Raw genomic sequence first — 24,726 nt, 5'->3', positions numbered from 1 at the left:
AGACCCTATTGGCATCCGCGGCGGCCAGCGCTGTTTCTGCTGTTCGTGCGAACCGTCAGTGGGGACGTCATGGCTTACTAGCTGGAATGATCGCGATCGTTCTGTCCTTCATCCCATTCATATTGCTGGTCGACTAATGACAGAACGTAAAACCCTCGCCCTCAACCCCGAGGCTGCCTCCGCCGAAGCCCCCGCGCTCAAGAAGAAGGGGCGCGGGTGGGAGATTTCGGAGAAGCGCCTCGATGCGCTGCACGAACAGGCGCGCGAGCTGCGCCGCCATTCGTCCGAGGCGCACAAGGCGCTGGCCGCCAAGTTCGCCGCTGCCGACATGGGCCGCTACACCTTCAAACGCCACGCGGTGGTCGGCTCGGCGATCGTCGATTTCAACTGCCACAACTTGGGGCTAGCGCTGGCGATCGACGAGGAGGGGCAGAACGACACCCTCGCCAAGCGCCGCGACAAGAGCCTCGAAAGCGTCGGCATCAAGGTGATGCGGATCGCGGCCAAGGACATCCTCGAAGACCTCGACGCGGTGCTGAAGCAGCTCACCCAGGTGATGCGCGAGCGGATCGAGGAACGCAAAGCCGCCGCCCGCGCCCACAAGGCGGCCAATCCGAAACAGACCTATGATCGCCCCAAGCCACGCGCTCAGGATCGTGGCGATTCCCCCAAGCCCCGGAGCCGCAAACCGTGATTGCAGCCAGCATCATCGCCCCTCTCCTCGCACTTCAGGCTGCCGGCGAGGCCGTTGTCGCGATCAAGAACGACAATCCGGAAACCTGGACGGTCGAATATCCGCGCCTGATCCAGCCCTATGTGGCCGATTACCGGCGCTGCCTTGCCACAACCGACCGGCGGATTGCGGGCAAAGCCGATTTCGAGGCGCAGCATGCGGGCGATGTGACCCGCTGCGCCAAGGTGCGGGACAAGGCAGTGGCCGAGTCCAATGCGGCGATGGATGGCGCGGTCACTGCGATCTCGCCCGAAGCGACCGAACAGCTGTTCGACAATATCGGCAAGATCCACGTCGCTCGCGGGCGCGATCTCGATCTGCAGTTCTCGGCCCGCCTCGCCGGGGCCGAGGCCACCAGCGATGCCTATGAGGCCAACAAGCCCAAGGGGCTGGTGATCGAACTGCGCGATGCAAGCGTGGTCAAGGCGCGCACCGATGCCAGTGCAGCTGCCGCAGAAACCGACAAGGACGGACAATAATGCTCACCATCGAAAACCTCCACGCACAGGTAGGCGATAAGCCGATCCTCAAGGGCCTCTCGCTGCACGTGCCTGCGGGCGAGGTGCACGCGATCATGGGCCCCAACGGGGCGGGCAAATCGACCCTGTCGAACGTGCTCGGCGGCAAGCCGGGTTACGAGGTGACCGCGGGCAGCGTGACCTTCCGCGGCGAGGACCTGCTGGCGCTGGAGCCGCATGAACGTGCGGCGAAGGGGCTGTTTCTCGGCTTCCAGTACCCGGTCGAGATCCCCGGCGTCTCCAACGTCCAGTTCCTGCGCGAGGCATTGAATTCGCAGCGCAAGGCGCGGGGGGAAGAGCCGCTGTCGGGCGGCGAGTTCCTGAAGCTCGCCAAGGAGAAGGCCGGCCTGCTCAAGATGGACATGGAAATGCTGAAAAGGCAAGTCAATGTCGGCTTTTCCGGCGGGGAGAAGAAGCGCGCCGAGATGGTGCAGATGGGCATCCTCGATCCGGCCTTCGCGGTGCTGGACGAAACCGACTCTGGCCTTGATATCGACGCGCTGCGGATCGTGGGCGCGGGGATCAACGCGATCATGCGGAGCCCAGACAAGGCTGTGCTCCTCATCACCCACTACCAGCGCCTGCTCGATGTGGTGAAGCCGGACAAGGTCAGCATCCTTGCCGGTGGCCGGATCGTCGAGACCGGCGGGCCGGAACTCGCCCTCAGGCTTGAGGCCGAGGGTTATGACGCGGTGATGGCGTGACGACAGCCACCCTTCCCACACGCCGCGACGAGGCGTGGCGCTATGCCGACATGGACGGGCTCGCGCGGCTGGGCATCGCGGCGCTTGACCAGTGTCAGGCGGTTGATGTTGCTGCGGGAGAGAGCGTGACGCGCTGCCTCGTCGTCGGTTCGGATGCGCCCGAACTCCACCGCTTCCGCGTGACGCTGGGTGAGGGCGCGCGCGCTGCGTTTTTCGTGACCAATGCGGGCGGCGATTACACCCGCGTCGAGGTGGAAGTGCGGCTCGCGAAGGGCGCACACTTCGAATTCGGCGGCGTGACAATCGGCGGCGCTGGCGTCACCCGCGAATTTGTGACGCAGGTCGTCCATGCCGAGCCCGAGGCGACCTCCAACCAGACCGTGCGCGCGGTCCACTGGGCGGGCGCGACGGGCAATTTCCTCGGCGAAATCAAGGTTGCGCGCCATGCGCAGAAGACCGACGCCGCGCAGGATTTCAAGGGCCTGTTGCTCGAAGCCGGGGCGAGCGCCAATGCCGTCCCGCAGCTCGAAATTTTTGCGGACGACGTCAAGTGCGCCCATGGTGCCACCGTCGGCGCGCTCGATGAAGCTGCCCGCTTCTACATGATGGCGCGCGGGCTCGATCCGGCAACGGCGCAGCGGCTGCTGGTGCAGGCCTTCATCGGCGACGCCTTCGTCGCGCTGGAGGACGAAGCCGAGCGCGAAACGCTGCTCGATGCCGCGCTCGCCGCGCTGGAAGGGGCGCGTCTGTGAGCGGCACCACCAATCCGTTCGTGTCGAGCGCAGTCGAGACACCTGAGGGCGGCCTCTCGACTTCGCTCGAGGCGAACGGGCGTATGCTTCGAGACGACTTCCCCGGCATGGTCACCCATGACGGCAAGCCCTGGCACTACCTCGACACCGCCGCCACCGCACAGAAGCCGCGCGCCGTGATCGACGCCATGGCGCGTGCGCTGGGCGAGGATTACGCGACCGTCCATCGCGGGGTCTACACCCGCTCGGCCGAGATGACGCTTGCTTACGAGGCGGCGCGGCGCACTGTCGCCAAGTTCATCGGCGGGCACGAGGATGAGCTGGTCTTCACCCGCGGCGCGACCGAGGCGATCAACCTCGTCGCGCAGACGTGGGGCCGGGCGAACCTCAAGCCGGGCGACCGCATCCTCCTCTCGCAGGCCGAGCATCATTCGAACATCGTGCCCTGGCAGATGATCGCGCAGGAGGTGGGCGCTGAGATCGACGTCTGCCCTCTGACTGCCGATCACCGGATCGACCTCGATGCCGCCGAAGCGATGCTGACAGAGGCGCACAAGCTGGTCGCGCTGGGCCATGTCTCCAATGTCACCGGAGCCTTGCTCGATGCGCCTCGCGCCGCCGCGCTGGCGCACAAGGTCGGGGCGAAACTGCTGCTCGACGGATGCCAGAGCGCGCCGCACATGGGCGTCGATGTCGCGGCGCTGGGCTGCGATTTCTACGTCTTCTCGGCGCACAAGCTCTACGGCCCGACCGGAATCGGGGCGCTGTGGGCGAGGAAGGATCTGCTCGCCGACATGCCGCCCTATCAGGGCGGCGGAGCGATGATCGACCGCGTCACCTTCGAGCGCACCACCTATGCCAGCGGCCCGCAGAGGTTCGAGGCTGGCACCCCGGCGATTACCGAAGCCATCGCCTTCGCCGCTGCTGCCGATTACGTCATCGCCATCGGGCCGGATCGCATCCATGCGCACGAGCAGGCGCTTGTCGCCCGCCTGCGCCGCGAACTCGGGGCGATGAACGATGTCACCTTGTTCGGCCCTGCCGACAGTGCCGGGATCGTCAGCTTCGCGCTGGACGATATCCACCCCCACGATCTCGGCACGATCCTTGACGAAAGCAACGTCGCGATCCGCGCCGGGCACCACTGCGCCCAGCCGCTGATGGATTACCTTGGCGTCCCCGCCACCGCCCGCGCCAGCTTCGGCCTCTATTCGAGCCAGGCCGATGTCGACGCGCTGCTCGCCGGGATCGCCCGCACCCGCAAGATTTTTGGAAGAGGATGAGAGCGATGGACAGCTCGACCGAAAAGCCCCCCCGCGCCCGTGTCGAAGATGCGGTCGACACCGATGCGCCCCGCCAGCGCGACTATCTTGACGGCTTCCTCGCCGCCAAGCCGCCCGCCGATGCCGTGGGCGGTGACGGGAGCGACCTTCAGGCTGCCGTGATCGAGGCACTGCGCGAAATTTTCGACCCCGAAATTCCGGTCAATATCTATGATCTCGGCCTGATCTACGGGGTCGAGGTGGATGACAACGCCGATGCCACCGTGACCATGACGCTGACGACGCCGCATTGCCCCGTCGCCGAGTCCATGCCCGGCGAGGTCGAACTGCGCGTCTCCAGCGTGCCGGGCATCCGCGATGCCGAGGTGAACCTGGTGTGGGATCCGCCGTGGGGCCCGCACAAGATGAGCGACGAGGCGCGGCTTGAGCTGGGGATGCTGTGACGCTGGCTCCCGCCCTTACGATTACGCTCGCCGACTACCGGAGCCCGCGCGATGCGGCGGATGTGGTGGCGTTGCTCGATGCCTATGCCCGCGATCCGATGGGCGGCGGGGAGCCGCTGGGCGATGAGGTCAAGGCGCGCCTGCCCGGCGATCTGGCAGCGAACCCGCAGGCTTTCTCGCTGCTGGCGCGGCTGGATGGCGAGGCGGTGGGCCTTGCCAATTGCTTCATGGGCTATTCGACCTTCGCCGCTGCGCCGCTGGTCAATATCCACGATCTTGCGGTCCTGCCCGGTCACCGCGGCACCGGCATCGGCAAGGCGCTGCTCGCCGCTGTCGAGGCCGAGGGGTTGAAGCGCGGAGCCTGCAAGGTCACATTGGAAGTGCTGAGCGGCAATCCGGCGCGGCACCTTTACGCCGCGTGCGGCTATGGCGACTACCAGCTCGATCCCGCCACCGGGCACGCGCTGTTCTGGCAGAAGAGGCTGACATGACCGAGACGACCACCACCACTCGCCCCGCGCCCAAGGCGGCCGTCACCCTGACGCCGAGCGCCGAAGCGCGCATTGCCGAGCTGATGGGCAAGGCCCCGGCGGATGCCATCGGCGTCAAGCTATCGACCCCGCGGCGCGGCTGTTCGGGCCTTGCCTATTCGGTCGACTATGTCACCACCGAGGCGAAGTTCGACGAGAAGATCGAAACGCCGGGCGGCGTGTTCTATATCGACGGCGCTTCGGTGCTCTACCTCGTCGGCAGCATCATGGACTGGCGCGAGGACGATTTCACCGCCGGCTTCGTGTTCGAAAACCCCAATGCCAAGGGCGCCTGTGGCTGCGGCGAGAGCTTCATGGTCTGACCGGCAGCTGACCGGTCACACCTCCGCCGCCAGCCGTGCGATCAGGCGGCTTTCCAATTCGTCCACCTCGCCATCGGCGTCGATCATCTTTTCGAGCCATTCCTGCTCGAAATCGGTAATGACTTCCCCCGCTGCTGCCAGTGCGCCGTAATCGGGGCCGGTGGGCTGCTTCTTGCCGAACACCTTGCCGAAGTGGTTCGCCACCTGCGGTGCCTCGCGGGCAACGCGGCCCATGAACCGGCCGACGCTCGCGCTGTTATCGGCGATGAAGGCTTCCAGCTCGCGCTTGCGTTCGTGGCTGACCTGCGCGTTCTGGAGGGTGAAGCCCTTGAGGTAATTGGCCACCCCGTCGATGAACAGATCGTCCCACTCGGGCGCGTTTTCCTCGGCGAGGGTCTCGTCCTTGAGGCGGAAGAGCAATTCGGCCTCGAACCGCGAGACCGCCGCCGGGGCGCAGCCGCCGCTGGCAAAGATGACCCGGCGGATGATCCGGCATTCGGCCGCGCTGATATGCGTTGCCGAAAGCTCGCCGCCGCAGCGGGTCGGGCCGGTGCCGGTCAGCACCTCGCGCTCGATCTGATCGAGCACATAGTTCTTGAGCCGCTCGGGCACGTTTTCGGCGCGCTCGATGATCCGCACCATCGTTTCCAGCTCGACGATGCTTTCGACCATGCCATCATGGTCGATCTGCGCGATCAGCCATTCGGCTTCCTCGAGCGAACATTGCAGGCGCGGCGGGGTGCCGTTGAGCACGAATTCCCCGATCGCTTCGACGAAGAAGTCGCACCATTCCGGGCTGCGTTCACGCAGGGAATTGTTGAGGGCGAACAGCGCCTCGGCCTCGGCGCGGGTGATGATCCCGTCGCCCCAGCCTTCGCGGCGCAGCGCCAGCAGTTCCTCGGCAGCGATCCGTCCGTCCGCCGCGGCGGCCTGTGCGACGGCGATGAATTGGGTGGTCATGGCGCAGCAATCCCCTGAATATTCGCGCCTGCTGTCGCACAGACAGGCTTAAGACCAGGTTACCGCTGTTCCACCTCGCGGATGCAGGCTGCCGCGTCGGTCGCCGCGCCGCCCTGCCGGATGCGCGCTTCGACGTGGGTGGCGGTGGGTTCGGCCCCGGCGCTGACGGGGTAGAGGAACACGTCGAGCACGCAGGTCGCGCCGGCAAATTGCAGCTTGCGGGCATCGCCTTCGGCCAGATCGATGCGCGGGGTGCCGAAGCGGCGGGTGAGCGCGCCGGCGGGCGATCCGATTACGCCCTGAAGCCCGCCCGGTGCCATCACCTCGGGCACCACCACGATACTGCTGCGCGGTGCAGAAGCGGGGCGCGGCTTGGCCCTGGGCGCGCCGCCGCCCGCACAACCGGCCAGCGCCAGCGCCGCCAGCACGATCGGGACAAGCCGCGCCGCCATCACGCCCCGCGCTCCTGTTCCAGCCGCCGCAGCACCAGATGGGTGCCCGCCGCCGCCCCGATCACCGGCGCGACAAGGTTTACCACCGGCACCACCATCAGCCCCGCAACCGCCGCGCCCATCACCACCCGCTCGGTCCGCGGAACGGGATTGCCGCGCTCGTCCCCCTGATGGTGCCGCAACCACGCCATGTCGGTCAGCTCGCGCCCCAGCAGCACGGCGTTGACCAGCAGGAACACCACTGCCGGGCCGATCGCGGTGAAGGCCAGCACCGCCGCCACCGGCAGGGCCAGCAGATTGTAGCCCAGCGCCCGCATCAGCCCCTTCACCGAATTGGCCAGATCGCGGCGGAACGGCAGCGCCTTTGCCTGCGCCGCCAGCGCCGGATAGTGCCGCGCCTCGACCGCGGCGACCACCTCGTCGGCGAAGAATTGCAGCACCGCCAGCGCCACGATCCGGAACAGGAGCCACATCGCCACCGGCACCAGCAACACCGCAGCCAGCCCGGCCCAGCGCTCGTCCACCCCGTAACGCTCCCCCGCTGAGGCCAGCGCGAGATAGAGCCCCGCGCCCATCGCGCCGAACAGCGCCAGCGTCAGCGTGACGGTCTTGGCCAGGACCGCCACCACGGCGCGGTCGGCAAGCTGGCCGAAGGCCTTGGCAAGGGCAGCGGGGACAGACGACATGGCGCGGGAGATGCTGCGCCGCGCCCGCGAAGTCAACGCGCCCTTGCTGCACCGCACACAGATGCTTGGCGTAGCGCCTGAAGGCGGCTAGGCGGCGGGCAACATTTTTCCAAGGAACCTGCCCGTGACCGCCACTACCCCTGCCCGTTACGACGTTATCGCCATCGGCAATGCCGTGGTCGATGTGATCGCCTCTTGCGAGGAGGAGCTGATCGAGGAGCTCCAGCTCAATCGCGGCGGCATGACCCTGATCGACGAGGCGCGGGCCGAGGAACTTTACGAAGCCATGCCCCCGGCGCGCGAACTTTCGGGTGGTTCGGCGGCGAACACGCTGGCGGGCCTTGCCACGCTGGGCCTGCAATGCGCCTTCATCGGGCAGGTTGCCGACGACCAGCTCGGCAAGGTGTTCCGCCACGACATGCGCGCCACCGGGATCGATTTCGACACCCCGGCGCGTGAGGGCGAACCGGCGACGGGCCGCGTCCTGATCTTCGTCACTCCCGATGGCGAGCGCACGATGAACACCTTCCTCGGCGCCGGGCAATTCCTCCCCGCTGCGGCGCTCGACGAGGAACTGATCGCGAGCGGGGCGATCCTCTATCTCGAAGGCTATCTGTGGGACCCGGAAGAGCCGCGCCGCGCCATGCGCCGCGCGATCGAGGTTGCCCGCGATGCCGGCCGCAAGATCGCCTTCACCGCTTCGGAAAGCTTCGTGATCGACCGCCACGGCGACGATTTCCGCGCCATGATCGATGAAGGCATCATCGACATCCTGTTCGTCAACGAAAGCGAACTCGCCACGCTGACCGGCGAGGACGATTTCGAGACGGGCCTTGCGGCAGTCGCGGGCAAGGTGCCGGTGCTGGTCGCCACCCGCAGCGAAAAGGGCGCAGTCGCGATTGCCCATGGCGAGCGCGCCGAAGTGGCCGCGGTTCCGGTGATCAAGGTGGTCGACACCACCGGCGCGGGTGACCAGTTCGCGGCCGGTTTCCTGTCGGGCTACGTCAAGGGCGAGCCGCTGACGCAGTGCCTCAAGCGCGGGGCGATCTGCGCTTCGGAAGTGATCGCGCATTACGGCCCGCGTCCCGAAGCCGACATGATCGCGCTGATGAACGAAAGGCTTTAGGTTTTGCGCTCGCCCCTCCGGGCGAGCATCCTCGGTGCGGTTTCAAGCCCTGCGGGCTTGAGCGCCTGCGGCTCGGCCGCGTGGCCTCGCGGCTGCTTTGCAGCCGTTTGGTGATGGTGCGGGACGCGGCAATCGGTCTTGTAGGTGACAAAGGTTACACCCTGTCACCCTTGGGCGCTTCGGCTTTTATAATTCCCGGTCAATGCTTTACACCGCTCCGGTGTAGCCGGACGGACAGGGGAACGGGGCGCTTTTTGTCCGCTTGTCGGGCGTGATTGCGCGGATTGCGTGCTGGCTGACGATGGCAAAGAGCGGGGCAAAGCCTATCCGCGCTGCCCGCCTGTAGGAAAGTCACTCGTCCGGCACGTAGCCCGCATCGCGCAGCGTCACCATGTAGCGCGCGATCTGGTCGATCTGCGGGCGGGTGAGGGTGAAGTCCATGTCCTCGGGGTAATTGTGCGCTTCGGCCAGCCAGTCCGCCAGCGACTTTTCCGAAAGCCCGCGCCGGTTGGCGATCGCGGCAAAGCTGGGTGCCTGCGGGTTGGGCGACAGGAACGGCGGCTCCACCGCATGGCACCCCCCGCAGGCCGCCTCGACAAAGGCAGGCGCACGGGTATCGGCAGAGGGCGAGGTGCGCTTGCCCACCATCGGCGGCGGGTTGTCGGTTCCGGCAGTCTGGCAGGCAGTGAGCGCAAGCGCCGCTGCGGCGATGAAGGGGGGGCGATAGGTCATGCTGGTCTTATCCTCTCTATCCGCCCCGCATTCCTTGATCGGGATCAAATTTGCGATGGGCGTCGATATCCCCTTCCGTCACCCCGTGCCCGACACGGGGTTCGGCTAGTCTTTCCCCTTTACGAAACAGGCAAGCCAAGCCCCGTGTCAAGCACGGGGTGACGATAGAGGCAGTCAGGCCTTGCCTTCCCGCGCCACCTCCCGCCAGCCGATGTCGCGGCGGCAGAAGCCGCTTGCGAAGCGGATTGCATCGACTGCCGCGTAAGCCCTCGCCTGCGCCTCGGTGACGCTGGCTCCGGTCGCGGTGACGGCGAGCACGCGGCCCCCATTCGCCACCAGCGTGCCGTCCTTCAGCGCGGTGCCGGCGTGGAACACCTTGGCTGCGCCCGGTTCCACACCCGACAGATCGATCGCGCCGCCCTTCTCGGGCGTGCCGGGATAGCCTTTCGCCGCCATCACCACGGTCAGCGCGGTCTGGTCGCGCAGGGACACTTCGGTGCCTGCCAGCTCCCCCAGCGCACAGGCGAGCATGATGCCGACGAGATCGCTCTGGAGCCGCATCATCAGCACCTGGCATTCGGGATCGCCGAAGCGGGCGTTGTATTCGATCAGCTTCGGACCTTCCGCCGTCAGCATCAGCCCGGCGAACAGCACGCCCTGATAGGGGTTCCCCTCCTCGCGCATCGTCCGCACCGTGGGTTCGATGATCTCGGCCATCACCCGCGCCTGCAATGCGGGGGTGAGGACGGGGGCGGGGGAATAGGCACCCATGCCGCCGGTGTTGGGGCCGGTATCGCCGTCGCCCACGCGCTTGTGATCCTGCGCAGAGCCGAAGGGGACAATCGCGGTGCCATCGGTAAGCGCGAAGAAGCTCGCCTCCTCGCCTTCCATGAATTCCTCGATCACCACCTGCGCGCCTGCGCCGCCGAAGCCGCCGCCGAACATGTCGGCCAGCGTTTCCCCGGCTGCTTCGAGGGTTTCGGCGATAACCACGCCCTTGCCCGCTGCGAGGCCATCGGCCTTGAGCACGTAAGGCGGCTGGAATCGGGCGAGGGCGGCGCGGGCTTCCTGAAGGCTGGAGGTGCGCACGTAGCCGGCGGTGGGGATCCCGGCGCGGGCGCACAGGTCCTTGGTGAAGCCCTTGGAGCCTTCGAGTTGCGCTGCGGCTTGCGAGGGGCCGAACACCGGCACGCCTGCGGCGCGCAGGGCATCCGACAACCCGTCCACCAGCGGCGCTTCGGGGCCGACGACGACGAGACCGATGGTGTGCGCCTCGCAGAAGGCGATCACCGCCGCATGGTCGGTGACATCGAGCGCGACGCATTCGGCTTCTTCCGCGATGCCGGGATTTCCGGGGGCGGCGTAGAGTTTCGTGAGGCGCGGGGATTGCGCCAGCGCCCATGCCAGCGCATGTTCGCGGCCTCCAGACCCCAGAAGCAGGATATTCATGGCCCCTCCGCCCAACGACATTGATGATGCCGGGCTGGTAGCGCGTGAGCGGCAAGGCGACAACGCCCAGCCGCTGACCATCAGCGAGATTTCCGCGCTGCTCAAGCGCACGGTCGAAGACCGCTTCGGCTTCGTGCGCCTGCGCGGCGAGCTTTCAGGGGTGAAGCGCGCGGCGTCGGGGCATTTCTACTGCGCGCTGAAGGATGAAGGCGCGGTGATCGACGGGGTGATGTGGAAGGGCAACGCCGCCCGCCTCAATTTCCGCGCGGAAGACGGCCTGGAGGTGATCGCCACCGGCAAGCTCACGACCTATCCGGGGCGCTCGAAATACCAGATCGTGATCGACAGCTTGGAACTGGCGGGCGAGGGCGCGCTGCTGGCGCTGCTGGAGAAGACCCGCGCAAGGCTGGCGGCGGAAGGCCTGTTCGATGCCGGGCGCAAGCGGCGCCTGCCGTTTCTGCCGCGCACCATCGGCGTCGTCACCTCCCCCACCGGTGCGGTGATCCGCGACATTCTCCACCGCCTCGCCGACCGCTTCCCTTCGCATGTGCTGGTCTGGCCGGTGCTGGTGCAGGGCAATGGCGCGGCAGAGCAGGTGGCGGCAGCGGTGCGCGGGTTCTCAGGCCTCGCGCCCGGCGGCCCGGTGCCGCGCCCCGACGTGGTGATCGTCGCCCGCGGGGGCGGCTCGATCGAGGACCTGTGGAGCTTCAACGAGGAAGCGGTGGTGCGCGCCATCGCCGAATGTTCGATCCCGGTAATCAGCGCCGTGGGGCATGAAACCGACACCACGCTTGCCGATTTCGCTGCCGACCGCCGTGCGCCCACGCCTACGGCTGCGGCCGAAATGGCGGTGCCGGTGCGCGCCGATCTCGCCTTCACGCTCACCGATCTCGCCGCCCGCCAGCGGCGTGCGGTGTATCGTCCGGTCGAACTGGGGCGCGAGCGGCTGGCGGCGCGGGCGCGGCTGTTGCCCCGCCCGGAAAACCTGTTGCAGGCGCAGACCCAGCGGCTCGACGAGCTGGGCGAGCGGCTGCGGCGCGGCCTCGGCGACCGTTCGGCCAAGGGGCGCGAGCGGCTGGCGGGGGTGGCGGCGCGGCTCTCGCCCACGCTGCTGACCCGCCATGCCGGTGAAGCGCAGCGGCGGCTTGACCGCGCCCGGCTGGTCCCCGCGCTGGTCGAGCGGCCCTTGCGTCAAGGCACCGACCGCCTCGCCGCACTGGCGCGGGTGATGAGCCAGCTCCACCCCGAAAAGCCGCTGGAGCGCGGCTACGCCATCATCCGCAATGCCGGCGGAAAGGCGCTCACCACCCGGGCCGAGGCAGCGGGGGAGGCCGCGCTGGTGGTGCAGTTCCGCGACGGGACGCTCGATGCCATTCCCGCCGGAGCGCCGCCTGCTGCCGCCCCCAAACCACGCCCGCCGCGCCCCGCCACGCCGCCGCCGGCCCAAGATGATTTGTTCGGCTAGCCCGGTGGTGCTATCAGGGGAGCCATGCTGATGTCTTCTTCCGATAAAGCCGCCAAACTCTATTACGGCCCCTCAAGCTTCCGTGTGCTGCGGCCGGGCGCGCATGTCTATTGCGCGGTCACCGGCGAAGCGATCGCACTGGCCGAATTGCGCTACTGGAGCGCCGAGCGGCAGGAGGCCTATGCCTCGTGCGAGATCGCGACGCGCCGCCTGCTCGGACAGGATTGATCGGGCGCGCGATGCGTCGCCCTGCGCTGGCCCTGCTTGCCATGGTCTTTGCGGTAGCGGGCGGGCGCACCGCTGCCGATGATGCCGCCGAACCGGCGGCCCAGCAGCCGGAACGCGGATTTGCCTTTGCGGGCGCGCTGACACAGGGCGGCTGGATCAGGGGGCAGGCCCCGCCCGGCACAGTCTCGGCCTGGCTGGGCGATCAGGCGTTGTCGTTCGACAGCCAGGGCCACTTCTTCGCCGCCTTCGACCGCGATGCCGGTGCCTCTGCCGAACTGGTGGCTGTGACGCACAGCGGGTCGCAAGTCACCACCAGCCTCGCCATCGCGCCGCGCCAGTGGCAGATCGAACATGTCAACGCCGCCGCCCGCCCCGGCGGTTCCAGCGAGGCCTTCATGCAACGCCGTGCGCCCGAACTGGCGCGGATCGCCGCAGCGCGGGCGCTGGACACGCAGGCGCAGGGCTGGCGGCAGGACTTCATCTGGCCCGCGCGCGGACGGATTTCCGGCCGCTTCGGATCGCAGCGCGTCTATCGCGGCGCGCCGGGGGCCTATCACTCGGGGCTGGATATCGCCGCAGGCGAGGGCGCGACCTATGTCGCGCCTGCCGACGGGGTGGTGGTGCTCGCCGCCGAGGTGCCCTACAGCCTTGAAGGCAAGCTGCTGATTATCGACCACGGCAACGGCCTGAACAGCGCCTTCCTCCATTCATCGGCGCTGCTGGTGGCAGAGGGCGATCATGTGCGGCAGGGCCAGCCGGTCGGGCGGGTGGGTGCCACCGGACGCGCCACCGGCCCGCACCTGCACTGGAGCATCAAGTGGCGCGATGCGCGGCTCGATCCGCTGCTGTTTACAGGGCCGATGGACTGACAATGCGCAGCAGAAGGCGAGGTATCGCGGCGCTGGCCGTCGCCCTGATGTGCGCGCCGGGCACATGGCTGCGATCGCCGGTCGATGATGCGCCGCCGCAAGAGGTGGCGGTGATGCAGGTGGCGGGCGCCAGCGCGGCGGTTGCGCCGGGATGGAGCCTGGCGGGCGTGTGGCAATACCACGCCGAAGGCCTGCGTTTCGGGGGCTTTTCCGCGCTGCTGACGCTTGGGCCAGAGCGTCTGCGCGCCTTTACCGATCGCGGCTTCCGCATGACCTTCACCGCGCCCGATCTGCCTGGCCCCTCGGGCGGGATGAGCCGCCAGCAGGTGTCGCGCGGCTGGGAGAATGACCTTGCCGACATCGAATCCGCCACCCGCGATTCGGTAAGCGGGGCCTATTGGGTCGGTTACGAGCAGGTCCACGCGATCCAGCGCAACACCATCGCCAGCATGCCGGACGGGGTGCGCGATCTGCGCGAACTGGTCGACTGGCCCAGCAATGGCGGGATCGAGGCGATGGTGCGCCTTGGCGATGGCCGTTTCGTGATCGTGCCGGAAACGGGGCGCACCGGATTGCTGTTCGCCAGCGATCCGGTGGCAGGGGGAAAGCCTGCCAGATTCGCGTTCCGTGCACCGGCGAAGGGCTATGTCGCGACCGATCTGGCGCAATTGCCCGATGGCCGCTTGCTGGTGCTGATGCGCAAGGTGGTGCGGCCTTCGGGGGAGGCATGGCCGCCCTTTTCGGCGCTGCTGGCGATTGGCGAGCCGCCCGTGGCAGGTGGCCGTTTCGCCCCCGACATCGCGCTACGGCTGGATGGCGTGATCCCGCGCGAGAATTACGAAGGTCTCGCCGTGCGGGCGCGGGATGACGGGCGGGTGGATGTGTGGGTGATGTCTGACGACAATTTCTCGATCATCCAGCGCACGTTGCTCGCCAAGCTGGAGTTCGATCCGCAAGCCTGAACGCGAAAAAGCGCCCGGTTGCCCGAGCGCTTGATCACTTCGCCAATGCCCGGAAAGGGCGGCGGACTATCAGGCTGCGGCTTGCGCCTTCACCAGTTCGCGCTTCACCTTCAGCGCGTTGGCCGAAAGCTTTTCGTCGCTGGTCTTGAGCAGCCAGTTGTCGAGGCCACCATTGTGTTCCACCGAGCGCAGACCGTGGGTCGACACGCGGAACTTGAAGCTGCGCTCCAGCTTTTCGCTCATCAGCGTGACGTTCTGCAGGTTGGGCAGGAACACGCGCTTGGTCTTGTTGTTGGCGTGGCTCACGTTGTGGCCAACCTGGCGGCCCTTGCCGGTCAGTTCGCAGATGCGCGACATGGTGTGTCTCTTCTCGTAAAGTTCGGGTGTGATCCGGGAAAGCGGCGCGCATAACGGGGCATCTCCGAATCGTCAAGCAAGTTGCGCTGCATCATCGCCCCGGCTAGCCCGGCACATGATGACGACCTGGCCGATCCCCCTGCCGATGCAGCGCGCGCTCGCGCTTGCCCGCGACAGTGCGGCGGCGGGCGAGGTGCCGATTGGCGCGGTGATCGTCAAGGATGGGGTGGTGATTGCGGCGGCGCACAACTCTCCCCGCACCGATCACGATCCCACCGCCCATGCCGAAATCATGGCGATTCGCGCCGCAGCAAGGGCGCTGGGCGATGAACGGCTGACCGGTTGCGAGCTGTGGGTGACGCTGGAGCCCTGCGCGATGTGCGCAGGCGCGATCGCCCATGCGCGAATCGCGCGGCTTTATTATGCGGCAGGCGATCCCAAGGGCGGGGCGGTGGAGCACGGGGCGCGGGTGTTCGACCAGCCGCAATGCCTGCACCGGCCCGAGGTCTACAGCGGCATCGCCGAGGCCGAGGCGGCGGAACTGCTGCGCGCCTTCTTCCGCGAACGGCGCTGAAGCGCGCAGGGCGAAGAGCCCCAAACCCCTTGCCTTTCGCCCCTCTCCCGCCTAAGCGCGCGCACTTCACTGACACGAATCAATCAGCCAGCCTGGCGACAAGGGCTGCCATGGCCGGTTCCGACGTGTCTCTAACAGGAGATGAAAATGCCCAAGCTGAAGACCAAGAGCGGTGTGAAGAAGCGCTTCAAGATCACCGCCACCGGCAAGGTCAAGCACGGCGTCGCTGGCAAGCGTCACCGCCTGATCAGCCACAACGCGAAGTATATCCGCACCAACCGCGGCACCTCGGTCCTGTCGGCGAACGATACGCCGACGATCAAGAAGTGGGCGCCCTACGGGCTCGATTGATGCGACGGGCCTCGCGCCCCGCCATCTCAAGATAAGGATATACTGATATGCCTCGCATCAAACGCGGTGTTACCACCCGCGCCAAGCACAAGCGGATTCTGGACCAGGCCAAGGGCTATCGCGGTCGCCGCAAGAACACCATCCGCATCGCCCGTCAGGCGGTCGAAAAGGCCGGGCAATACGCCTACCGCGACCGCAAGGTGAAGAAGCGGACCTTCCGTGCCCTGTGGATCCAGCGCATCAACGCTGCCGTCCGCATGGAAGGCCTGACCTATTCGCAGTTCATGCACGGCATCAAGCTCGCTGGCATCGAACTCGACCGCAAGGCGATGGCCGATCTCGCTATGAACGAAGGCGGCGCCTTCAAGGCCGTGATCCAGCAGGCGAAAGCCGCTCTGCCCGCGTAAGCGGTCCGGCACGGCGAAACAGATTGGGGCGGGTTCCTGCGGGGACCCGCCTTTTTTCATGCGCAATTGTATGAAAGCGTCATTAATCTTGTAAGATTGCGCCACTTGCGCCATGTCCGACGCATGGGGGACATGTCGCACAATGGCGCCGCGCAGGGCGCACAGCTGCCCGCAGGCTATCGGCTGACAGCGGAATTCCGCGAGCCGCCGCCGCAGTTCGAAGGCTGCTTCACCACCTTCTACCGCATGACGCTGGAGATTGACGAGGGGGGCGGTCCACTCGTCGATTACCTTCAGCCCGAATGGGCCAATATCCGCTTTTTCTGCGGCGGCACGCCTGCTGCCGAGATCGGGAGTTCAAGCCTTGCCGGGGCGCCGTTTGTCGCCACCGGGCCCAGCGCGTTGCCGTGCCGTTTCTCGATGCCGCAGGTGCGGATGTGGGGGGTGGGCTTCCTGCCGCTGGGCTGGGCGCGCTTCTTCCATGCCGATGCACGAAGCTGCACCAACACGGTGTGCGACGGCGCGCAGCACCCGGCCTTCCGCCATTTTGCCAGCCTCGCCGATACGCTCTGCAATCCCGAGGCCGATCCCGACGAGCAATTCAACGCGATCACCGCCACCATGGCGCGGCTGATGCGTCCGACCCGCGATGATGCCCGCATCCGCCGCATTCACGCGCAGCTGGTCGAGGGCGACCATGTGTCGGTGCACGATCTGGCCGATGCCTGCGCCATGAGCATCCGCACGCTGGAGCGGATGTGCATGCGCTATTTCGGGTTCACGCCCAAGCTGCTTATGCGCCGCCAGCGCTTCATGCGCAGCCTTTCGACCTTCATGCTCCACCGCGGCAGCCGCTGGACCGAGGCGATGGACGCGCATTATCACGATCAGGCGCAGTTCACCCGCGAGTTCCGCGAGTTCATGACCATGAACCCGAGCGAATATGCCGCGCTCGATCACCCGATCCTGACCTCCTTCATGGAGGCGCGGGCGCGGGTGTGGGGCAGCGCGGTGCAGACCCTCGATCCGCCGCGCTGAGCCCGTTTCCGGTATTACCGCAGGTCTTCGACCGAGACCCAGCCGGTGGTGCCGAAATTGTCCTTCACTTCCAGGAACAGCCCTTCGCGCTTGCCGGTCGGCGCCAGTTCGGTTCCGGCGCGCAGCGATCGCACCGCGTCGGCATCGGCTGCTGCTGCGGAACGCATGACGGTATCGACCGCGACCACGGCAGCCGGTTCGGCTGCGGGCGCTGCGGCGGCGGCAGGGGCCGCTTCCATCATCTGGCGCTGGGCGACGAGCTGGTTGAAGGCGAGCACGAAGGCCTCGGTCAGCATCTCGCCGTTCTTGTTGCCCTGATAGCCGGCGGCGTTGGCCGCAGTCCCGGCCCAGCCACCGGCATTGCCGAAATTGATCGAGGATTTCTTGACCGTTCCCTGCCCCATCGCAACGGTCATCCCGTTGGCCGGGCTGACAACGCGCAGACCGGCGGCGACGGTTTTCTTCTTGCCGCCGAAGCCGCCCAGCATCCCCAGCACTGCGCCGCCGCCCGGCACGCCGCGCAGCAGCCCGCTGGCCGCGCCGCTGCGCACCAGCCCTTCCATCGCCGCGCCCTTGGCCAGTTCCATCCCCTTGTCGACTTCCTCCGCCGATCCGGCGATCGCGGTGACGAGGAACCGCGCCGGTGCGGCATCATTGGGGTTGTCGATGGTGAAGCAGCCGCTTTCGGTCGCCAGCGCATTGATCAGCGCGCGCGGAGAGCCCAGGCCCCATTCGGTCCATCCGGCCTGATCGCCCTCTACCAGCGCGATGGTGCCGATGCTTTCGGAACAGCGCACCAGTTCAGCCGCAGGTTCCTTGTCCTTGGCGCTGAGCGGTGTGGCAATCATGGCAAGACCCGCGATGCAGGCGCCGAAACGTGCAATAGTGTTCATCGATATATTCCCCAATACCCTCGAACCGGGGATTGTAAGTCACGTAAGTTGCTTCACGTTGTAAGGACACGACCGAGGTTTCCGGAAATGTCAGGGGGGCACTGATCCATGCACGCAAGAGCCGGTAATTCGATTACTGTCCGCTTTGCCTTGCCGTCCCCGGAATTGCGGCCGTTTGTCACAACCTATTATTGTACCGACGTAATTTGCTCGGCAAGGGAGCCGTGGATCGAAGATTGGCTGTTCCCCGAATGGGCCAATCTGCGCTTTCTCGACGGGACCGAGGCGCAGGCGGTGATCGGTCCGGGCGATGTGCAGCCAAGCCCGGCCTTTGCGGTCACCGGCCCGACCAGCCGGGCGATGCGCTTTCGCATCGGTTCGGGGCGCAGCTGGGGTATCGGGCTGTTGCCGCTGGGCTGGGCGACGCTGTTCGGAGCGCAGGCCGCCGATTACGCCGACCGCTTTGTCGATGGCTGCGCCGATCCCGTTTTCGCCGCATTCCGCCCGCTGGCAGAGATCCTTGCGGCCAGCACCGGCGACTATGCCAGCGAATTGGCTGCGATCGAGGCGCATATGGAGCGCCTGTTCGCGGCAAGCCCGCCCGCCGATCCCGCGATTGCCGCGCTCAATGCCGCGCTGGTCGATCCCGACATGGTCGCGGTGGCCGATGTCGCGGCACGGCTGGGGGTCACGCCGCGCAGCGTCGAGCGGCTGTCGCGCCGCGCTTTCGGCTTTGCGCCCAAGCTGTTGCTGCGCCGCCAGCGGTTTCTGCGCAGTCTTGAGCGGTTCATGCTCGAACCCTCGCTGACATGGCTGGGGGCGCTCGATTGCCACTATCACGACCAGTCGCATTTCGTGCGCGATTTCAGGCGCTTCATGGGCATGTGCCCTTCGGACTATGCGCGGCGGGACAAGCCGTTGCTGGCCGCGGCAGCGCGCGCGCGGATGGCGGTGGCCGGACATGCGATGCAGGGGTTGCATGCTCCGGACGGGCGGGTGGCGGCCTGAACTCAACAGCACACGGGCTCGCGCACCGACAGGCGCTTTGCAATCGCGGTGATTTGCCGCTAGCGGGCGGCTGCGAAATCCCGCGTGCAGAACACCCGAGACCATGACCGACATCACATCCCAGACCAAGGCCGCGCTGGCCGCAATTGCAGCGGCCGACAGCCTTGATGCGCTTGAGGCGCAGCGGCTCGAAACGCTTGGCAAGAAGGGCTGGGTCAGCCTCGCCCTGAAGACGCTGGGCGGCATGAGCCCGGAAGAACGCACCGCTGCCGCGCCCGCGATCCAGTCGGCCCGCGCCGACATTGCCGGGGCGCTCGATGCCCGCAAGGCGGCACTCGAAGCTGCGGCGCTGGAAGAGCAGCTGGCGCGCGAGACGATCGACCTGACGCTCCCGGCGTCCGCAGCGCCCAAGGGCTCGGTGCATCCGGTATCGCAGGTCATGGACGAACTGGCGGAAATCTTCGCCGATCTGGGCTTCGCGGTCGCGACCGGTCCGGAGATCGAGGACGACTGGCACAATTTCACCGCGCTCAACATGGATGAAACCCACCCGGCGCGGGCAATGCACGACACGTTCTATTTCCCCGACCGCACAGCCGAAGGCAGGGAAGTTCTTTTGCGCACCCATACCTCGCCGGTGCAGATCCGCTCGATGCTGGATCAGGGCGCGCCGATCCGCATCATCGCGCCGGGCCGCGTCTATCGCAGCGACAGCGATGCGACCCACACGCCGATGTTCCATCAGGTCGAAGGCCTTGTCATCGACAAGGACATTCATCTGGGCCATCTCAAGTGGACGCTGGAGACCTTCTTCAAGGCCTTTTTCGAGCGCGAGGACATCGTGCTGCGTCTGCGCCCGTCCTACTTCCCCTTCACCGAGCCGAGCGTCGAGGTCGATGTCGGCTATTCGAACGAAGGGGGCCGCCGTGTGGTCGGCGGGCACGGCGATGCGCCGGGCCATGCGTGGATGGAGATCGGCGGCAGCGGCATGGTCAATGCCCGCGTGCTCGAATTCGCCGGGCTTGACCCGAAGCAATGGCAGGGCTTCGCCTTCGGCCTCGGGATCGACCGCATCGCCATGCTCAAATACGGGATGAACGACCTGCGCGCCTTCTTCGACGGCGATCCGCGCTGGCTGGCGCATTACGGCTTCTCGCCGTTCGATCAGCCGACCCTGTCTGCCGGTGTGGGAGCACGCGCATGAAGTTCTCGCTGACCTGGCTCAAGGACTACCTTGAAACCGACGCCACCGTTGCGGACATCTGCGACGCGCTCAACGCCATCGGGCTTGAGGTGGAGGGTGTCGAGGACCCGGCCGAGAAGCTGGCCGGCTTCCGCATCGCCCACGTGCTCACCGCTGCGCGCCACCCCGATGCCGACAAGCTTCAGGTGCTCACCGTCGACACGGGTGATGGCCAGCCGCTGCAGGTCGTCTGCGGTGCGCCCAATGCGCGGGCCGGGATGAAGGGCGTGCTGGGCCTGCCCGGTGCGACGGTGCCCGCCAACGGCATGGTGCTGCGCAAGAGCGCGATCCGCGGGGTCGAGAGCAACGGCATGATGTGCTCGACCCGCGAGCTCGAGCTGGGCGATGATCACGACGGGATCATCGAACTGCCCGACGATGCGCCGGTCGGAACGGCGTTCTCGGACTATCACGGCAGCGATCCGGTGATCGAGGTCGCGGTGACCCCCAACCGCCCCGACTGCATGGGCGTCTACGGCATCGCCCGCGATCTCGCGGCCAAGGGGCTGGGGACGTTGAAACCGATCGCCATGCCTGCGTTCACGGCGGCGGGCGCGTGCCCTGTCGAAATCCGCACCGATGATGCGGAAGGCTGTCCGGCTTTTTACGGGCGCGTGGTGAAGGGTGTGACAAACGGCCCCTCGCCCGACTGGCTTCAGGCGCGGCTCAAGAGCGCGGGCCAGCGCCCGATCTCGCTACTGGTCGATCTGACGAACTATCTGATGCTCGGCTTCGGGCGTCCGGCGCACGTCTATGATCTTGCCAAGCTGCAAGGCGCAGTCGTGGCGCGGCGGGCGAAGGATGGCGAGGAAGTGCTGGCGCTCAACGAGAAGACCTACACCCTCGATGCCGAGATGGTGGTGATTGCCGACGAGAGCCAAGTGCACGACATTGCCGGGATCATGGGCGGCGAGCATTCGGGCGTCACCGAGAGCACCACCGATGTCCTGCTCGAAATTGCCTATTTCGATCCGGCCCGCATCGGCGCGACGGGGCGAAAGCTCGGCCTGTCGTCCGACGCGCGCACGCGGTTCGAGCGCGGAGTCGATCCGGAGTTTCTGGACGAAGGCCTCGATCTGCTGACCGGGCTGATCGTCGATCTGGCGGGCGGCACGCCGAGCGAGGTTGTCCGCGCCGGTTCGCCGCCGAGCGAGGCGAAGGTCGTCGCCTTCGATCCCGGTCTGACGCTCCGTCTCGGCGGGGTGGAGGTGCCCGAGGCCGAACAGCAGCGCATCCTCGAAAGCCTCGGCTTCGCGGTCGCCACCAATTGGCAGGTGACCTGCCCGCTGCGCCGCCATGACATCGAAGGCCCGGCTGACCTCGTCGAGGAAGTCGTGCGCATCCACGGCCTCGACAAGGTGGCAAGCGTCGCGCTGCCCCGCGCAGAAGGCGTGGCCCGCCCCACCGCCACGCCGCAGCAGAAGCTGGAGCGGTCCTTGCGCCGAGCGGCGGCGGCCAGTGGCCTCAACGAGGCGGTGACGTGGTCCTTCCTTCCCGAATGGGCCGCAGAGCATTTCGGTTCGGATCAGCCCCTCTGGGTGCTCGCCAATCCGATCAGCGAAGACCTGAAGGCGATGCGCCCCTCGCTGCTTCCCGGCCTCTTGATGGCGGCCAAGCGCAATGCCGATCGCGGCGCGGCATCCTCGCGCCTGTTCGAGATCGGGCGGCGCTATTTCCGTAGCCCCGATGGTCTCAGCGACGAGAAGCCGACCCTCGGCATCGTGCTCGCAGGCGAGAAGACGCAGCGTGGCTGGCAGTCCGGGAAGGCAAAGGCGTTCGATGCCTATGATGCCAAGGCGCTGGCGCTCCAGCTGCTCGAAGCGGCGGGCGCGCCGGTCGCCAATCTGATGGTGATGGGGGATGCGGGGCCGCAGTTCCACCCCGGCCAGTCGGCCACTCTGCGTCTTGGCCCCAAGGTGGTGCTGGCACGCTTCGGGATGGTGCACCCGGCGACGCTCAAGGCGTTCGACGCCGACGGGCCGATTGCGGCGGTCGAGCTGTTCCTTGATGCGATCCCGGCGAAGAAGGGCGCGGCTTTCGCCCGCCCCGGCTTCACCCCGCCAGCCTTGCAAGCCGTGACCCGCGACTTCGCCTTCCTCGTCCCCGCGACACTGGCAGCGGGCGATCTGGTGCGCGCCGTGCAGGGCGCGGACAAGGCCTTCATCACCGGCGTGCGCGTGTTTGACGTGTTCGCCGGGCAGGGCGTGCCCGAGGGCAAGACATCGATCGCGGTCGAAGTCACGCTCCAGCCGGGTGAGGCGAGCTTCAAGGACGCCGACCTCAAGGCCATCGCGGAGAAGATTGTCGCCGCAGCGGCCAAGCTGGGCGGGGAGCTGCGCGGATGAAAACCGCTTTCGTCACCGGCGCCACCGCCGGGATCGGCCTCGCCACGGTCCGCCGCCTCGTTAAGGACGGCTGGCGCTGCGTTGCCACCGGGCGGCGGCAGGAGCGGCTGGATGCGCTGGTCGCGGAACTCGGCGCAGATAAGGTGCTGCCGCTGTGCTTTGATGTGCGCGACACCGCCGCGATGGATGCCGCGCTGGCCAGCCTGCCCAAGGACTTCCGCGCCATTGATCTGCTGGTCAACAACGCGGGCCTCGCGCAGGGGCTTTCCCCCGCCCAGTCAGCCAGTCTCGACGATTGGCAGACGATGATCGACACCAACATCACCGCCATGGTGGTGCTGACCCGCAAGCTCCTGCCCCAGCTGATCGAGAGGAAGGGCGCGATCATCGCCATCGGTTCGGTCGCGGGGAGCTACATCTATCCCGGCGGCAACGTCTATGCCGGGTCCAAGGCCTTCGTGAACCACTTCACCCTCGCCCTGCGCGCCGATCTGCACGGCACCGGCGTGCGCGTCACCAGCATCGAGCCGGGGATGGTCGAGACCGAATTCACCCTCGTGCGCACGGGCAGCCAGGAAGCGAGCGACAGCCTCTACGCGGGTGTCAATCCGATGACCGGCGAGGACATCGCCGACACCATCGGCTGGATCGCGAGCCTGCCGCCACATCTCAACATCAACCGGATCGAACTGATGCCGGTCAATCAGGACTTCGCGGGCTTCCGCGTCGCGCGCGACAATTGATGACCTCCAACCCCAAGAGCAACAGGCGCACCTTCGCGATCATCTCGCACCCTGACGCGGGTAAGACCACGCTCACCGAAAAGCTGCTGCTGCAGGGCGGGGCGATCCACCTTGCGGGCGAGGTCAAGGCGCGCGGGGCGGCGCGGCGGGCGCGGTCGGACTGGATGAAGATCGAGCAGCAGCGCGGGATCTCGGTTACCTCATCGGTGATGACCTTCCAGAAGGACGGCATCGTTTTCAACCTGCTCGACACGCCGGGGCACGAGGATTTCTCCGAGGATACCTACCGGACGCTGACCGCGGTGGATTCGGCTGTGATGGTGATCGACGCCGCGAAAGGCATCGAGCCGCAGACCCGCAAGCTGTTCGAGGTGTGCCGCCTGCGCAGCGTGCCCATCATCACCTTCGTCAACAAGGTCGACCGCGAGGGCCGCGATCCCTTCGAGACGCTGGACGAAGTGGCCGACATGCTGGCGCTCGACGTCAGCCCCCAGATGTGGCCCATCGGCATGGGCGGCGAGTTCGAGGGGCTGCTCGATTTCGCCACCGGCACCATCAGCCGCCCCGAAGGGCCGAGCCGTGAATTCCTCGGCACGCGGGACACCGCCGCAATCCCCGAACGCTTCGCCGACGAGATCGAGCTGGCACGCGGGGGCTATCCTGAATTCGACTTGGAAGCCTTCCGGCATGGCGACCTCACCCCGGTCTATTTCGGCTCGGCGCTCAAGAATTTCGGCGTCACCGAACTGATCGACGCCATTGCCCGCTATGCCCCGCCGCCGCGCCCGCAGCCGGCGGGCGAAGAGCAGATCAGCCCGGAGCGCGACGAGGTCACCGGCTTCATCTTCAAGGTGCAGGCCAACATGGACCCCAACCACCGCGACCGCATCGCCTTCATGCGACAGGTCTCGGGCACCTTCAAACGCGGCATGAAGCTGACGCCGAGCGGGCTGGGCAAGCCCATCGCGGTTCACTCGCCGATCCTGTTCTTCGCGCAGGACCGCGAGCTGGCCGATACCGCCGAGGCGGGCGACATCATCGGCATTCCCAACCACGGCACGCTGCGGGTGGGCGATACCCTGTCGGAACGCAATCAGGTGCGCTTCACCGGCCTGCCCAACTTCGCGCCTGAAATCCTGCGCCGTGTGCAGCTGAAGGACCCGACCAAGACCAAGCAATTGAGGAAGGCGCTCGACGATCTCTCGGAAGAGGGCGTGATCCAGGTGTTCTACCCCGAGATCGGCTCGGCCCACATCGTCGGCGTGGTCGGGCAGCTTCAGCTGGAGGTGCTGATTTCGCGGCTGGAGGCCGAATACAAGGTCGAAGCCGTGCTCGAACCCTCGCCCTTCGCCACCGCGCGCTGGATCAAGGGGGAGGCCAAGGCGCTGGACGATTTCGTCAGCTTCAACCGCGCCAATCTCGCCAAGGACCGCGATGGCGATTTCGTGTTCATGGCCAAGAGCCCGTGGGACGTCAGCTATCAGGTCGAGAAGAACCCCGAGCTGACCTTCTCGGCTACGAAAGAGCGTTAGGGGGAACGGTAATCTTGCAG

At 67.0% G+C, this 24,726-nt stretch carries 29 protein-coding genes; 22 read left to right on the top strand and 7 right to left on the bottom strand.

The genetic code is table 11. The annotated features are described in order from the left end of the window. The first annotated feature begins 136 nt into the window (after window positions 1-136). The 8 genes from ACU0AG_RS13945 to ACU0AG_RS13910 all read left to right on the top strand — a co-directional run bounded on the left by ACU0AG_RS13945 (window position 137) and on the right by ACU0AG_RS13910 (window position 5,286). Window positions 137-694: a DUF559 domain-containing protein gene (locus ACU0AG_RS13945; protein ID WP_482782884.1), complete on the top strand. Its 558-nt coding sequence runs from the start codon at window positions 137-139 to the stop codon at window positions 692-694. Further along, window positions 691-1,212: a hypothetical protein gene (locus tag ACU0AG_RS13940; protein WP_482782883.1), complete on the top strand. Its 522-nt coding sequence runs from the start codon at window positions 691-693 to the stop codon at window positions 1,210-1,212. The genes ACU0AG_RS13945 and ACU0AG_RS13940 overlap by 4 nt, the downstream gene beginning before the upstream one ends. Next, a complete protein-coding gene (sufC, locus tag ACU0AG_RS13935; RefSeq protein ID WP_482782882.1) occupies window positions 1,212-1,955 on the top strand; it encodes a Fe-S cluster assembly ATPase SufC in 744 nt (247 codons plus the stop codon). The genes ACU0AG_RS13940 and sufC overlap by 1 nt, the downstream gene beginning before the upstream one ends. After that, window positions 1,952-2,707, top strand: coding sequence for a SufD family Fe-S cluster assembly protein (locus ACU0AG_RS13930; protein WP_482782881.1), 756 nt, complete (start codon window positions 1,952-1,954; stop codon window positions 2,705-2,707). The genes sufC and ACU0AG_RS13930 overlap by 4 nt, the downstream gene beginning before the upstream one ends. An 83-nt stretch (window positions 2,708-2,790) precedes the next feature. Next, window positions 2,791-3,990 (top strand): aminotransferase class V-fold PLP-dependent enzyme, encoded by a 1,200-nt coding sequence (locus ACU0AG_RS13925; RefSeq protein ID WP_482782933.1) that lies wholly within the window; start codon window positions 2,791-2,793, stop codon window positions 3,988-3,990. Between the two features lie 5 nt (window positions 3,991-3,995). After that, entirely contained in the window at window positions 3,996-4,433 is a 438-nt protein-coding gene (locus ACU0AG_RS13920) for an SUF system Fe-S cluster assembly protein (RefSeq protein ID WP_482782880.1), read from the top strand. Next, on the top strand, window positions 4,430-4,924 hold the full coding sequence (locus ACU0AG_RS13915) for a GNAT family N-acetyltransferase (protein ID WP_482782879.1): 495 nt from the start codon (window positions 4,430-4,432) through the stop codon (window positions 4,922-4,924). Before ACU0AG_RS13920 ends, ACU0AG_RS13915 begins: the two co-directional genes overlap by 4 nt. Beyond that, window positions 4,921-5,286, top strand: coding sequence for a HesB/IscA family protein (locus tag ACU0AG_RS13910; RefSeq protein ID WP_482782878.1), 366 nt, complete (start codon window positions 4,921-4,923; stop codon window positions 5,284-5,286). Before ACU0AG_RS13915 ends, ACU0AG_RS13910 begins: the two co-directional genes overlap by 4 nt. A gap of 15 nt (window positions 5,287-5,301) precedes the next feature. On the opposite strand, the gene ACU0AG_RS13905 is transcribed toward ACU0AG_RS13910, so the two are convergent. From ACU0AG_RS13905 to ACU0AG_RS13895, 3 genes are read right to left on the bottom strand one after another with little or no spacing between them, the layout of a single operon-like run. Continuing rightward, a complete protein-coding gene (locus tag ACU0AG_RS13905; RefSeq protein ID WP_482782877.1) occupies window positions 5,302-6,246 on the bottom strand; it encodes an SH2 domain-containing protein in 945 nt (314 codons plus the stop codon). Window positions 6,247-6,305: 59 nt separating this feature from the next. After that, window positions 6,306-6,698 (bottom strand): hypothetical protein, encoded by a 393-nt coding sequence (locus ACU0AG_RS13900; RefSeq protein WP_482782876.1) that lies wholly within the window; start codon window positions 6,696-6,698, stop codon window positions 6,306-6,308. Then, on the bottom strand, window positions 6,698-7,384 hold the full coding sequence (locus ACU0AG_RS13895) for an EI24 domain-containing protein (RefSeq protein WP_482782875.1): 687 nt from the start codon (window positions 7,382-7,384) through the stop codon (window positions 6,698-6,700). Before ACU0AG_RS13895 ends, ACU0AG_RS13900 begins: the two co-directional genes overlap by 1 nt. A 124-nt stretch (window positions 7,385-7,508) precedes the next feature. Between ACU0AG_RS13895 and ACU0AG_RS13890 the strand changes: the two genes are divergently transcribed. Next, window positions 7,509-8,510 (top strand): adenosine kinase, encoded by a 1,002-nt coding sequence (locus tag ACU0AG_RS13890; protein WP_482782874.1) that lies wholly within the window; start codon window positions 7,509-7,511, stop codon window positions 8,508-8,510. 351 nt (window positions 8,511-8,861) lie between these two features. On the opposite strand, the gene ACU0AG_RS13885 is transcribed toward ACU0AG_RS13890, so the two are convergent. Beyond that, window positions 8,862-9,242 (bottom strand): hypothetical protein, encoded by a 381-nt coding sequence (locus tag ACU0AG_RS13885; protein ID WP_482782873.1) that lies wholly within the window; start codon window positions 9,240-9,242, stop codon window positions 8,862-8,864. Window positions 9,243-9,416: 174 nt separating this feature from the next. Beyond that, window positions 9,417-10,691 carry a phosphoribosylamine--glycine ligase gene (gene purD, locus ACU0AG_RS13880; RefSeq protein WP_482782872.1) on the bottom strand — a complete coding sequence of 425 codons (1,275 nt, stop codon included), beginning with the start codon at window positions 10,689-10,691 and terminating at the stop codon, window positions 9,417-9,419. Here purD and xseA point away from each other — a divergent pair. From xseA to ACU0AG_RS13860, 4 genes are read left to right on the top strand one after another with little or no spacing between them, the layout of a single operon-like run. Further along, window positions 10,690-12,156: an exodeoxyribonuclease VII large subunit gene (gene xseA, locus ACU0AG_RS13875; protein ID WP_482782871.1), complete on the top strand. Its 1,467-nt coding sequence runs from the start codon at window positions 10,690-10,692 to the stop codon at window positions 12,154-12,156. The genes purD and xseA overlap by 2 nt on opposite strands. A 24-nt stretch (window positions 12,157-12,180) precedes the next feature. Further along, window positions 12,181-12,384: a DUF2093 domain-containing protein gene (locus tag ACU0AG_RS13870; RefSeq protein ID WP_482782870.1), complete on the top strand. Its 204-nt coding sequence runs from the start codon at window positions 12,181-12,183 to the stop codon at window positions 12,382-12,384. Between the two features lie 11 nt (window positions 12,385-12,395). Further along, a complete protein-coding gene (locus tag ACU0AG_RS13865) occupies window positions 12,396-13,253 on the top strand; it encodes a M23 family metallopeptidase (protein ID WP_482782869.1) in 858 nt (285 codons plus the stop codon). Window positions 13,254-13,255: 2 nt separating this feature from the next. Beyond that, on the top strand, window positions 13,256-14,215 hold the full coding sequence (locus ACU0AG_RS13860) for an esterase-like activity of phytase family protein (protein WP_482782868.1): 960 nt from the start codon (window positions 13,256-13,258) through the stop codon (window positions 14,213-14,215). A 69-nt stretch (window positions 14,216-14,284) separates the two neighbouring features. Here ACU0AG_RS13860 and rpmB read toward each other — a convergent pair whose 3' ends face one another. Then, window positions 14,285-14,572 (bottom strand): 50S ribosomal protein L28, encoded by a 288-nt coding sequence (rpmB, locus tag ACU0AG_RS13855; RefSeq protein ID WP_482782867.1) that lies wholly within the window; start codon window positions 14,570-14,572, stop codon window positions 14,285-14,287. Between the two features lie 118 nt (window positions 14,573-14,690). On the opposite strand from rpmB, the gene ACU0AG_RS13850 reads away from it, so the two are divergent. From ACU0AG_RS13850 to ACU0AG_RS13835, 4 genes are all read left to right on the top strand, one after another. Continuing rightward, window positions 14,691-15,146 (top strand): nucleoside deaminase, encoded by a 456-nt coding sequence (locus tag ACU0AG_RS13850; RefSeq protein ID WP_482782932.1) that lies wholly within the window; start codon window positions 14,691-14,693, stop codon window positions 15,144-15,146. A gap of 147 nt (window positions 15,147-15,293) precedes the next feature. Next, window positions 15,294-15,497 carry a 50S ribosomal protein L35 gene (gene rpmI / locus ACU0AG_RS13845; protein ID WP_026092007.1) on the top strand — a complete coding sequence of 68 codons (204 nt, stop codon included), beginning with the start codon at window positions 15,294-15,296 and terminating at the stop codon, window positions 15,495-15,497. A 47-nt stretch (window positions 15,498-15,544) separates the two neighbouring features. Beyond that, window positions 15,545-15,904 (top strand): 50S ribosomal protein L20, encoded by a 360-nt coding sequence (gene rplT, locus ACU0AG_RS13840; RefSeq protein WP_482782866.1) that lies wholly within the window; start codon window positions 15,545-15,547, stop codon window positions 15,902-15,904. 132 nt (window positions 15,905-16,036) lie between these two features. Continuing rightward, the gene (locus tag ACU0AG_RS13835; protein ID WP_482782865.1) at window positions 16,037-16,942 is read left to right on the top strand and encodes a helix-turn-helix domain-containing protein; all 906 of its coding nucleotides are present in this window, start codon (window positions 16,037-16,039) and stop codon (window positions 16,940-16,942) included. A 14-nt stretch (window positions 16,943-16,956) separates the two neighbouring features. Here the strand turns inward: ACU0AG_RS13835 and ACU0AG_RS13830 are convergent, their stop codons facing one another. Continuing rightward, window positions 16,957-17,835, bottom strand: a complete 879-nt coding sequence (locus ACU0AG_RS13830) for an SH3 domain-containing protein (protein ID WP_482782864.1) — start codon at window positions 17,833-17,835, stop codon at window positions 16,957-16,959. 108 nt (window positions 17,836-17,943) lie between these two features. Between ACU0AG_RS13830 and ACU0AG_RS13825 the strand changes: the two genes are divergently transcribed. From ACU0AG_RS13825 to ACU0AG_RS13805, 5 genes are all read left to right on the top strand, one after another. Continuing rightward, the gene (locus tag ACU0AG_RS13825) at window positions 17,944-18,843 is read left to right on the top strand and encodes a helix-turn-helix domain-containing protein (RefSeq protein WP_482782863.1); all 900 of its coding nucleotides are present in this window, start codon (window positions 17,944-17,946) and stop codon (window positions 18,841-18,843) included. Between the two features lie 103 nt (window positions 18,844-18,946). Then, window positions 18,947-20,047, top strand: a complete 1,101-nt coding sequence (gene pheS, locus ACU0AG_RS13820) for a phenylalanine--tRNA ligase subunit alpha (protein WP_482782862.1) — start codon at window positions 18,947-18,949, stop codon at window positions 20,045-20,047. Beyond that, on the top strand, window positions 20,044-22,431 hold the full coding sequence (gene pheT / locus ACU0AG_RS13815) for a phenylalanine--tRNA ligase subunit beta (RefSeq protein ID WP_482782861.1): 2,388 nt from the start codon (window positions 20,044-20,046) through the stop codon (window positions 22,429-22,431). The genes pheS and pheT overlap by 4 nt, the downstream gene beginning before the upstream one ends. Beyond that, complete coding sequence (locus ACU0AG_RS13810; RefSeq protein WP_482782860.1) at window positions 22,428-23,174, top strand: SDR family NAD(P)-dependent oxidoreductase; 747 nt, start codon at window positions 22,428-22,430, stop codon at window positions 23,172-23,174. The genes pheT and ACU0AG_RS13810 overlap by 4 nt, the downstream gene beginning before the upstream one ends. Further along, window positions 23,174-24,706 carry a peptide chain release factor 3 gene (locus ACU0AG_RS13805; RefSeq protein WP_482782859.1) on the top strand — a complete coding sequence of 511 codons (1,533 nt, stop codon included), beginning with the start codon at window positions 23,174-23,176 and terminating at the stop codon, window positions 24,704-24,706. The genes ACU0AG_RS13810 and ACU0AG_RS13805 overlap by 1 nt, the downstream gene beginning before the upstream one ends. Window positions 24,707-24,726: the final 20 nt, after the last annotated feature.

The sequence above is a fragment of the Erythrobacter sp. RANMB8 genome (assembly GCF_056848235.1).
The sequence above is the reverse complement of the archived record's forward strand: the minus strand, read 5'-3'. Positions and strand labels throughout refer to the sequence as shown.

Bases quoted from the DNA above. Each gene is read 5' to 3' on its own strand.
- ACU0AG_RS13945 (WP_482782884.1), top strand. From the start codon at position 137: ATGACAGAACGTAAAACCCTCGCCCTCAACCCCGAGGCTGCCTCCGCC.
- sufC (WP_482782882.1), top strand. From the start codon at position 1,212: ATGCTCACCATCGAAAACCTCCACGCACAGGTAGGCGATAAGCCGATC.
- ACU0AG_RS13925 (WP_482782933.1), top strand. From the start codon at position 2,791: ATGCTTCGAGACGACTTCCCCGGCATGGTCACCCATGACGGCAAGCCC.
- ACU0AG_RS13920 (WP_482782880.1), top strand. From the start codon at position 3,996: ATGGACAGCTCGACCGAAAAGCCCCCCCGCGCCCGTGTCGAAGATGCG.
- ACU0AG_RS13910 (WP_482782878.1), top strand. From the start codon at position 4,921: ATGACCGAGACGACCACCACCACTCGCCCCGCGCCCAAGGCGGCCGTC.
- ACU0AG_RS13905 (WP_482782877.1), bottom strand. From the start codon at position 6,246: ATGACCACCCAATTCATCGCCGTCGCACAGGCCGCCGCGGCGGACGGA.
- ACU0AG_RS13900 (WP_482782876.1), bottom strand. From the start codon at position 6,698: ATGGCGGCGCGGCTTGTCCCGATCGTGCTGGCGGCGCTGGCGCTGGCC.
- ACU0AG_RS13895 (WP_482782875.1), bottom strand. From the start codon at position 7,384: ATGTCGTCTGTCCCCGCTGCCCTTGCCAAGGCCTTCGGCCAGCTTGCC.
- ACU0AG_RS13885 (WP_482782873.1), bottom strand. From the start codon at position 9,242: ATGACCTATCGCCCCCCCTTCATCGCCGCAGCGGCGCTTGCGCTCACT.
- xseA (WP_482782871.1), top strand. From the start codon at position 10,690: ATGGCCCCTCCGCCCAACGACATTGATGATGCCGGGCTGGTAGCGCGT.
- purD (WP_482782872.1), bottom strand. From the start codon at position 10,691: ATGAATATCCTGCTTCTGGGGTCTGGAGGCCGCGAACATGCGCTGGCA.
- ACU0AG_RS13870 (WP_482782870.1), top strand. From the start codon at position 12,181: ATGCTGATGTCTTCTTCCGATAAAGCCGCCAAACTCTATTACGGCCCC.
- ACU0AG_RS13865 (WP_482782869.1), top strand. From the start codon at position 12,396: ATGCGTCGCCCTGCGCTGGCCCTGCTTGCCATGGTCTTTGCGGTAGCG.
- ACU0AG_RS13860 (WP_482782868.1), top strand. From the start codon at position 13,256: ATGCGCAGCAGAAGGCGAGGTATCGCGGCGCTGGCCGTCGCCCTGATG.
- rpmB (WP_482782867.1), bottom strand. From the start codon at position 14,572: ATGTCGCGCATCTGCGAACTGACCGGCAAGGGCCGCCAGGTTGGCCAC.
- ACU0AG_RS13850 (WP_482782932.1), top strand. From the start codon at position 14,691: ATGACGACCTGGCCGATCCCCCTGCCGATGCAGCGCGCGCTCGCGCTT.
- rpmI (WP_026092007.1), top strand. From the start codon at position 15,294: ATGCCCAAGCTGAAGACCAAGAGCGGTGTGAAGAAGCGCTTCAAGATC.
- rplT (WP_482782866.1), top strand. From the start codon at position 15,545: ATGCCTCGCATCAAACGCGGTGTTACCACCCGCGCCAAGCACAAGCGG.
- ACU0AG_RS13835 (WP_482782865.1), top strand. From the start codon at position 16,037: ATGTCGCACAATGGCGCCGCGCAGGGCGCACAGCTGCCCGCAGGCTAT.
- ACU0AG_RS13830 (WP_482782864.1), bottom strand. From the start codon at position 17,835: ATGAACACTATTGCACGTTTCGGCGCCTGCATCGCGGGTCTTGCCATG.
- ACU0AG_RS13825 (WP_482782863.1), top strand. From the start codon at position 17,944: ATGCACGCAAGAGCCGGTAATTCGATTACTGTCCGCTTTGCCTTGCCG.
- pheS (WP_482782862.1), top strand. From the start codon at position 18,947: ATGACCGACATCACATCCCAGACCAAGGCCGCGCTGGCCGCAATTGCA.
- pheT (WP_482782861.1), top strand. From the start codon at position 20,044: ATGAAGTTCTCGCTGACCTGGCTCAAGGACTACCTTGAAACCGACGCC.
- ACU0AG_RS13810 (WP_482782860.1), top strand. From the start codon at position 22,428: ATGAAAACCGCTTTCGTCACCGGCGCCACCGCCGGGATCGGCCTCGCC.
- ACU0AG_RS13805 (WP_482782859.1), top strand. From the start codon at position 23,174: ATGACCTCCAACCCCAAGAGCAACAGGCGCACCTTCGCGATCATCTCG.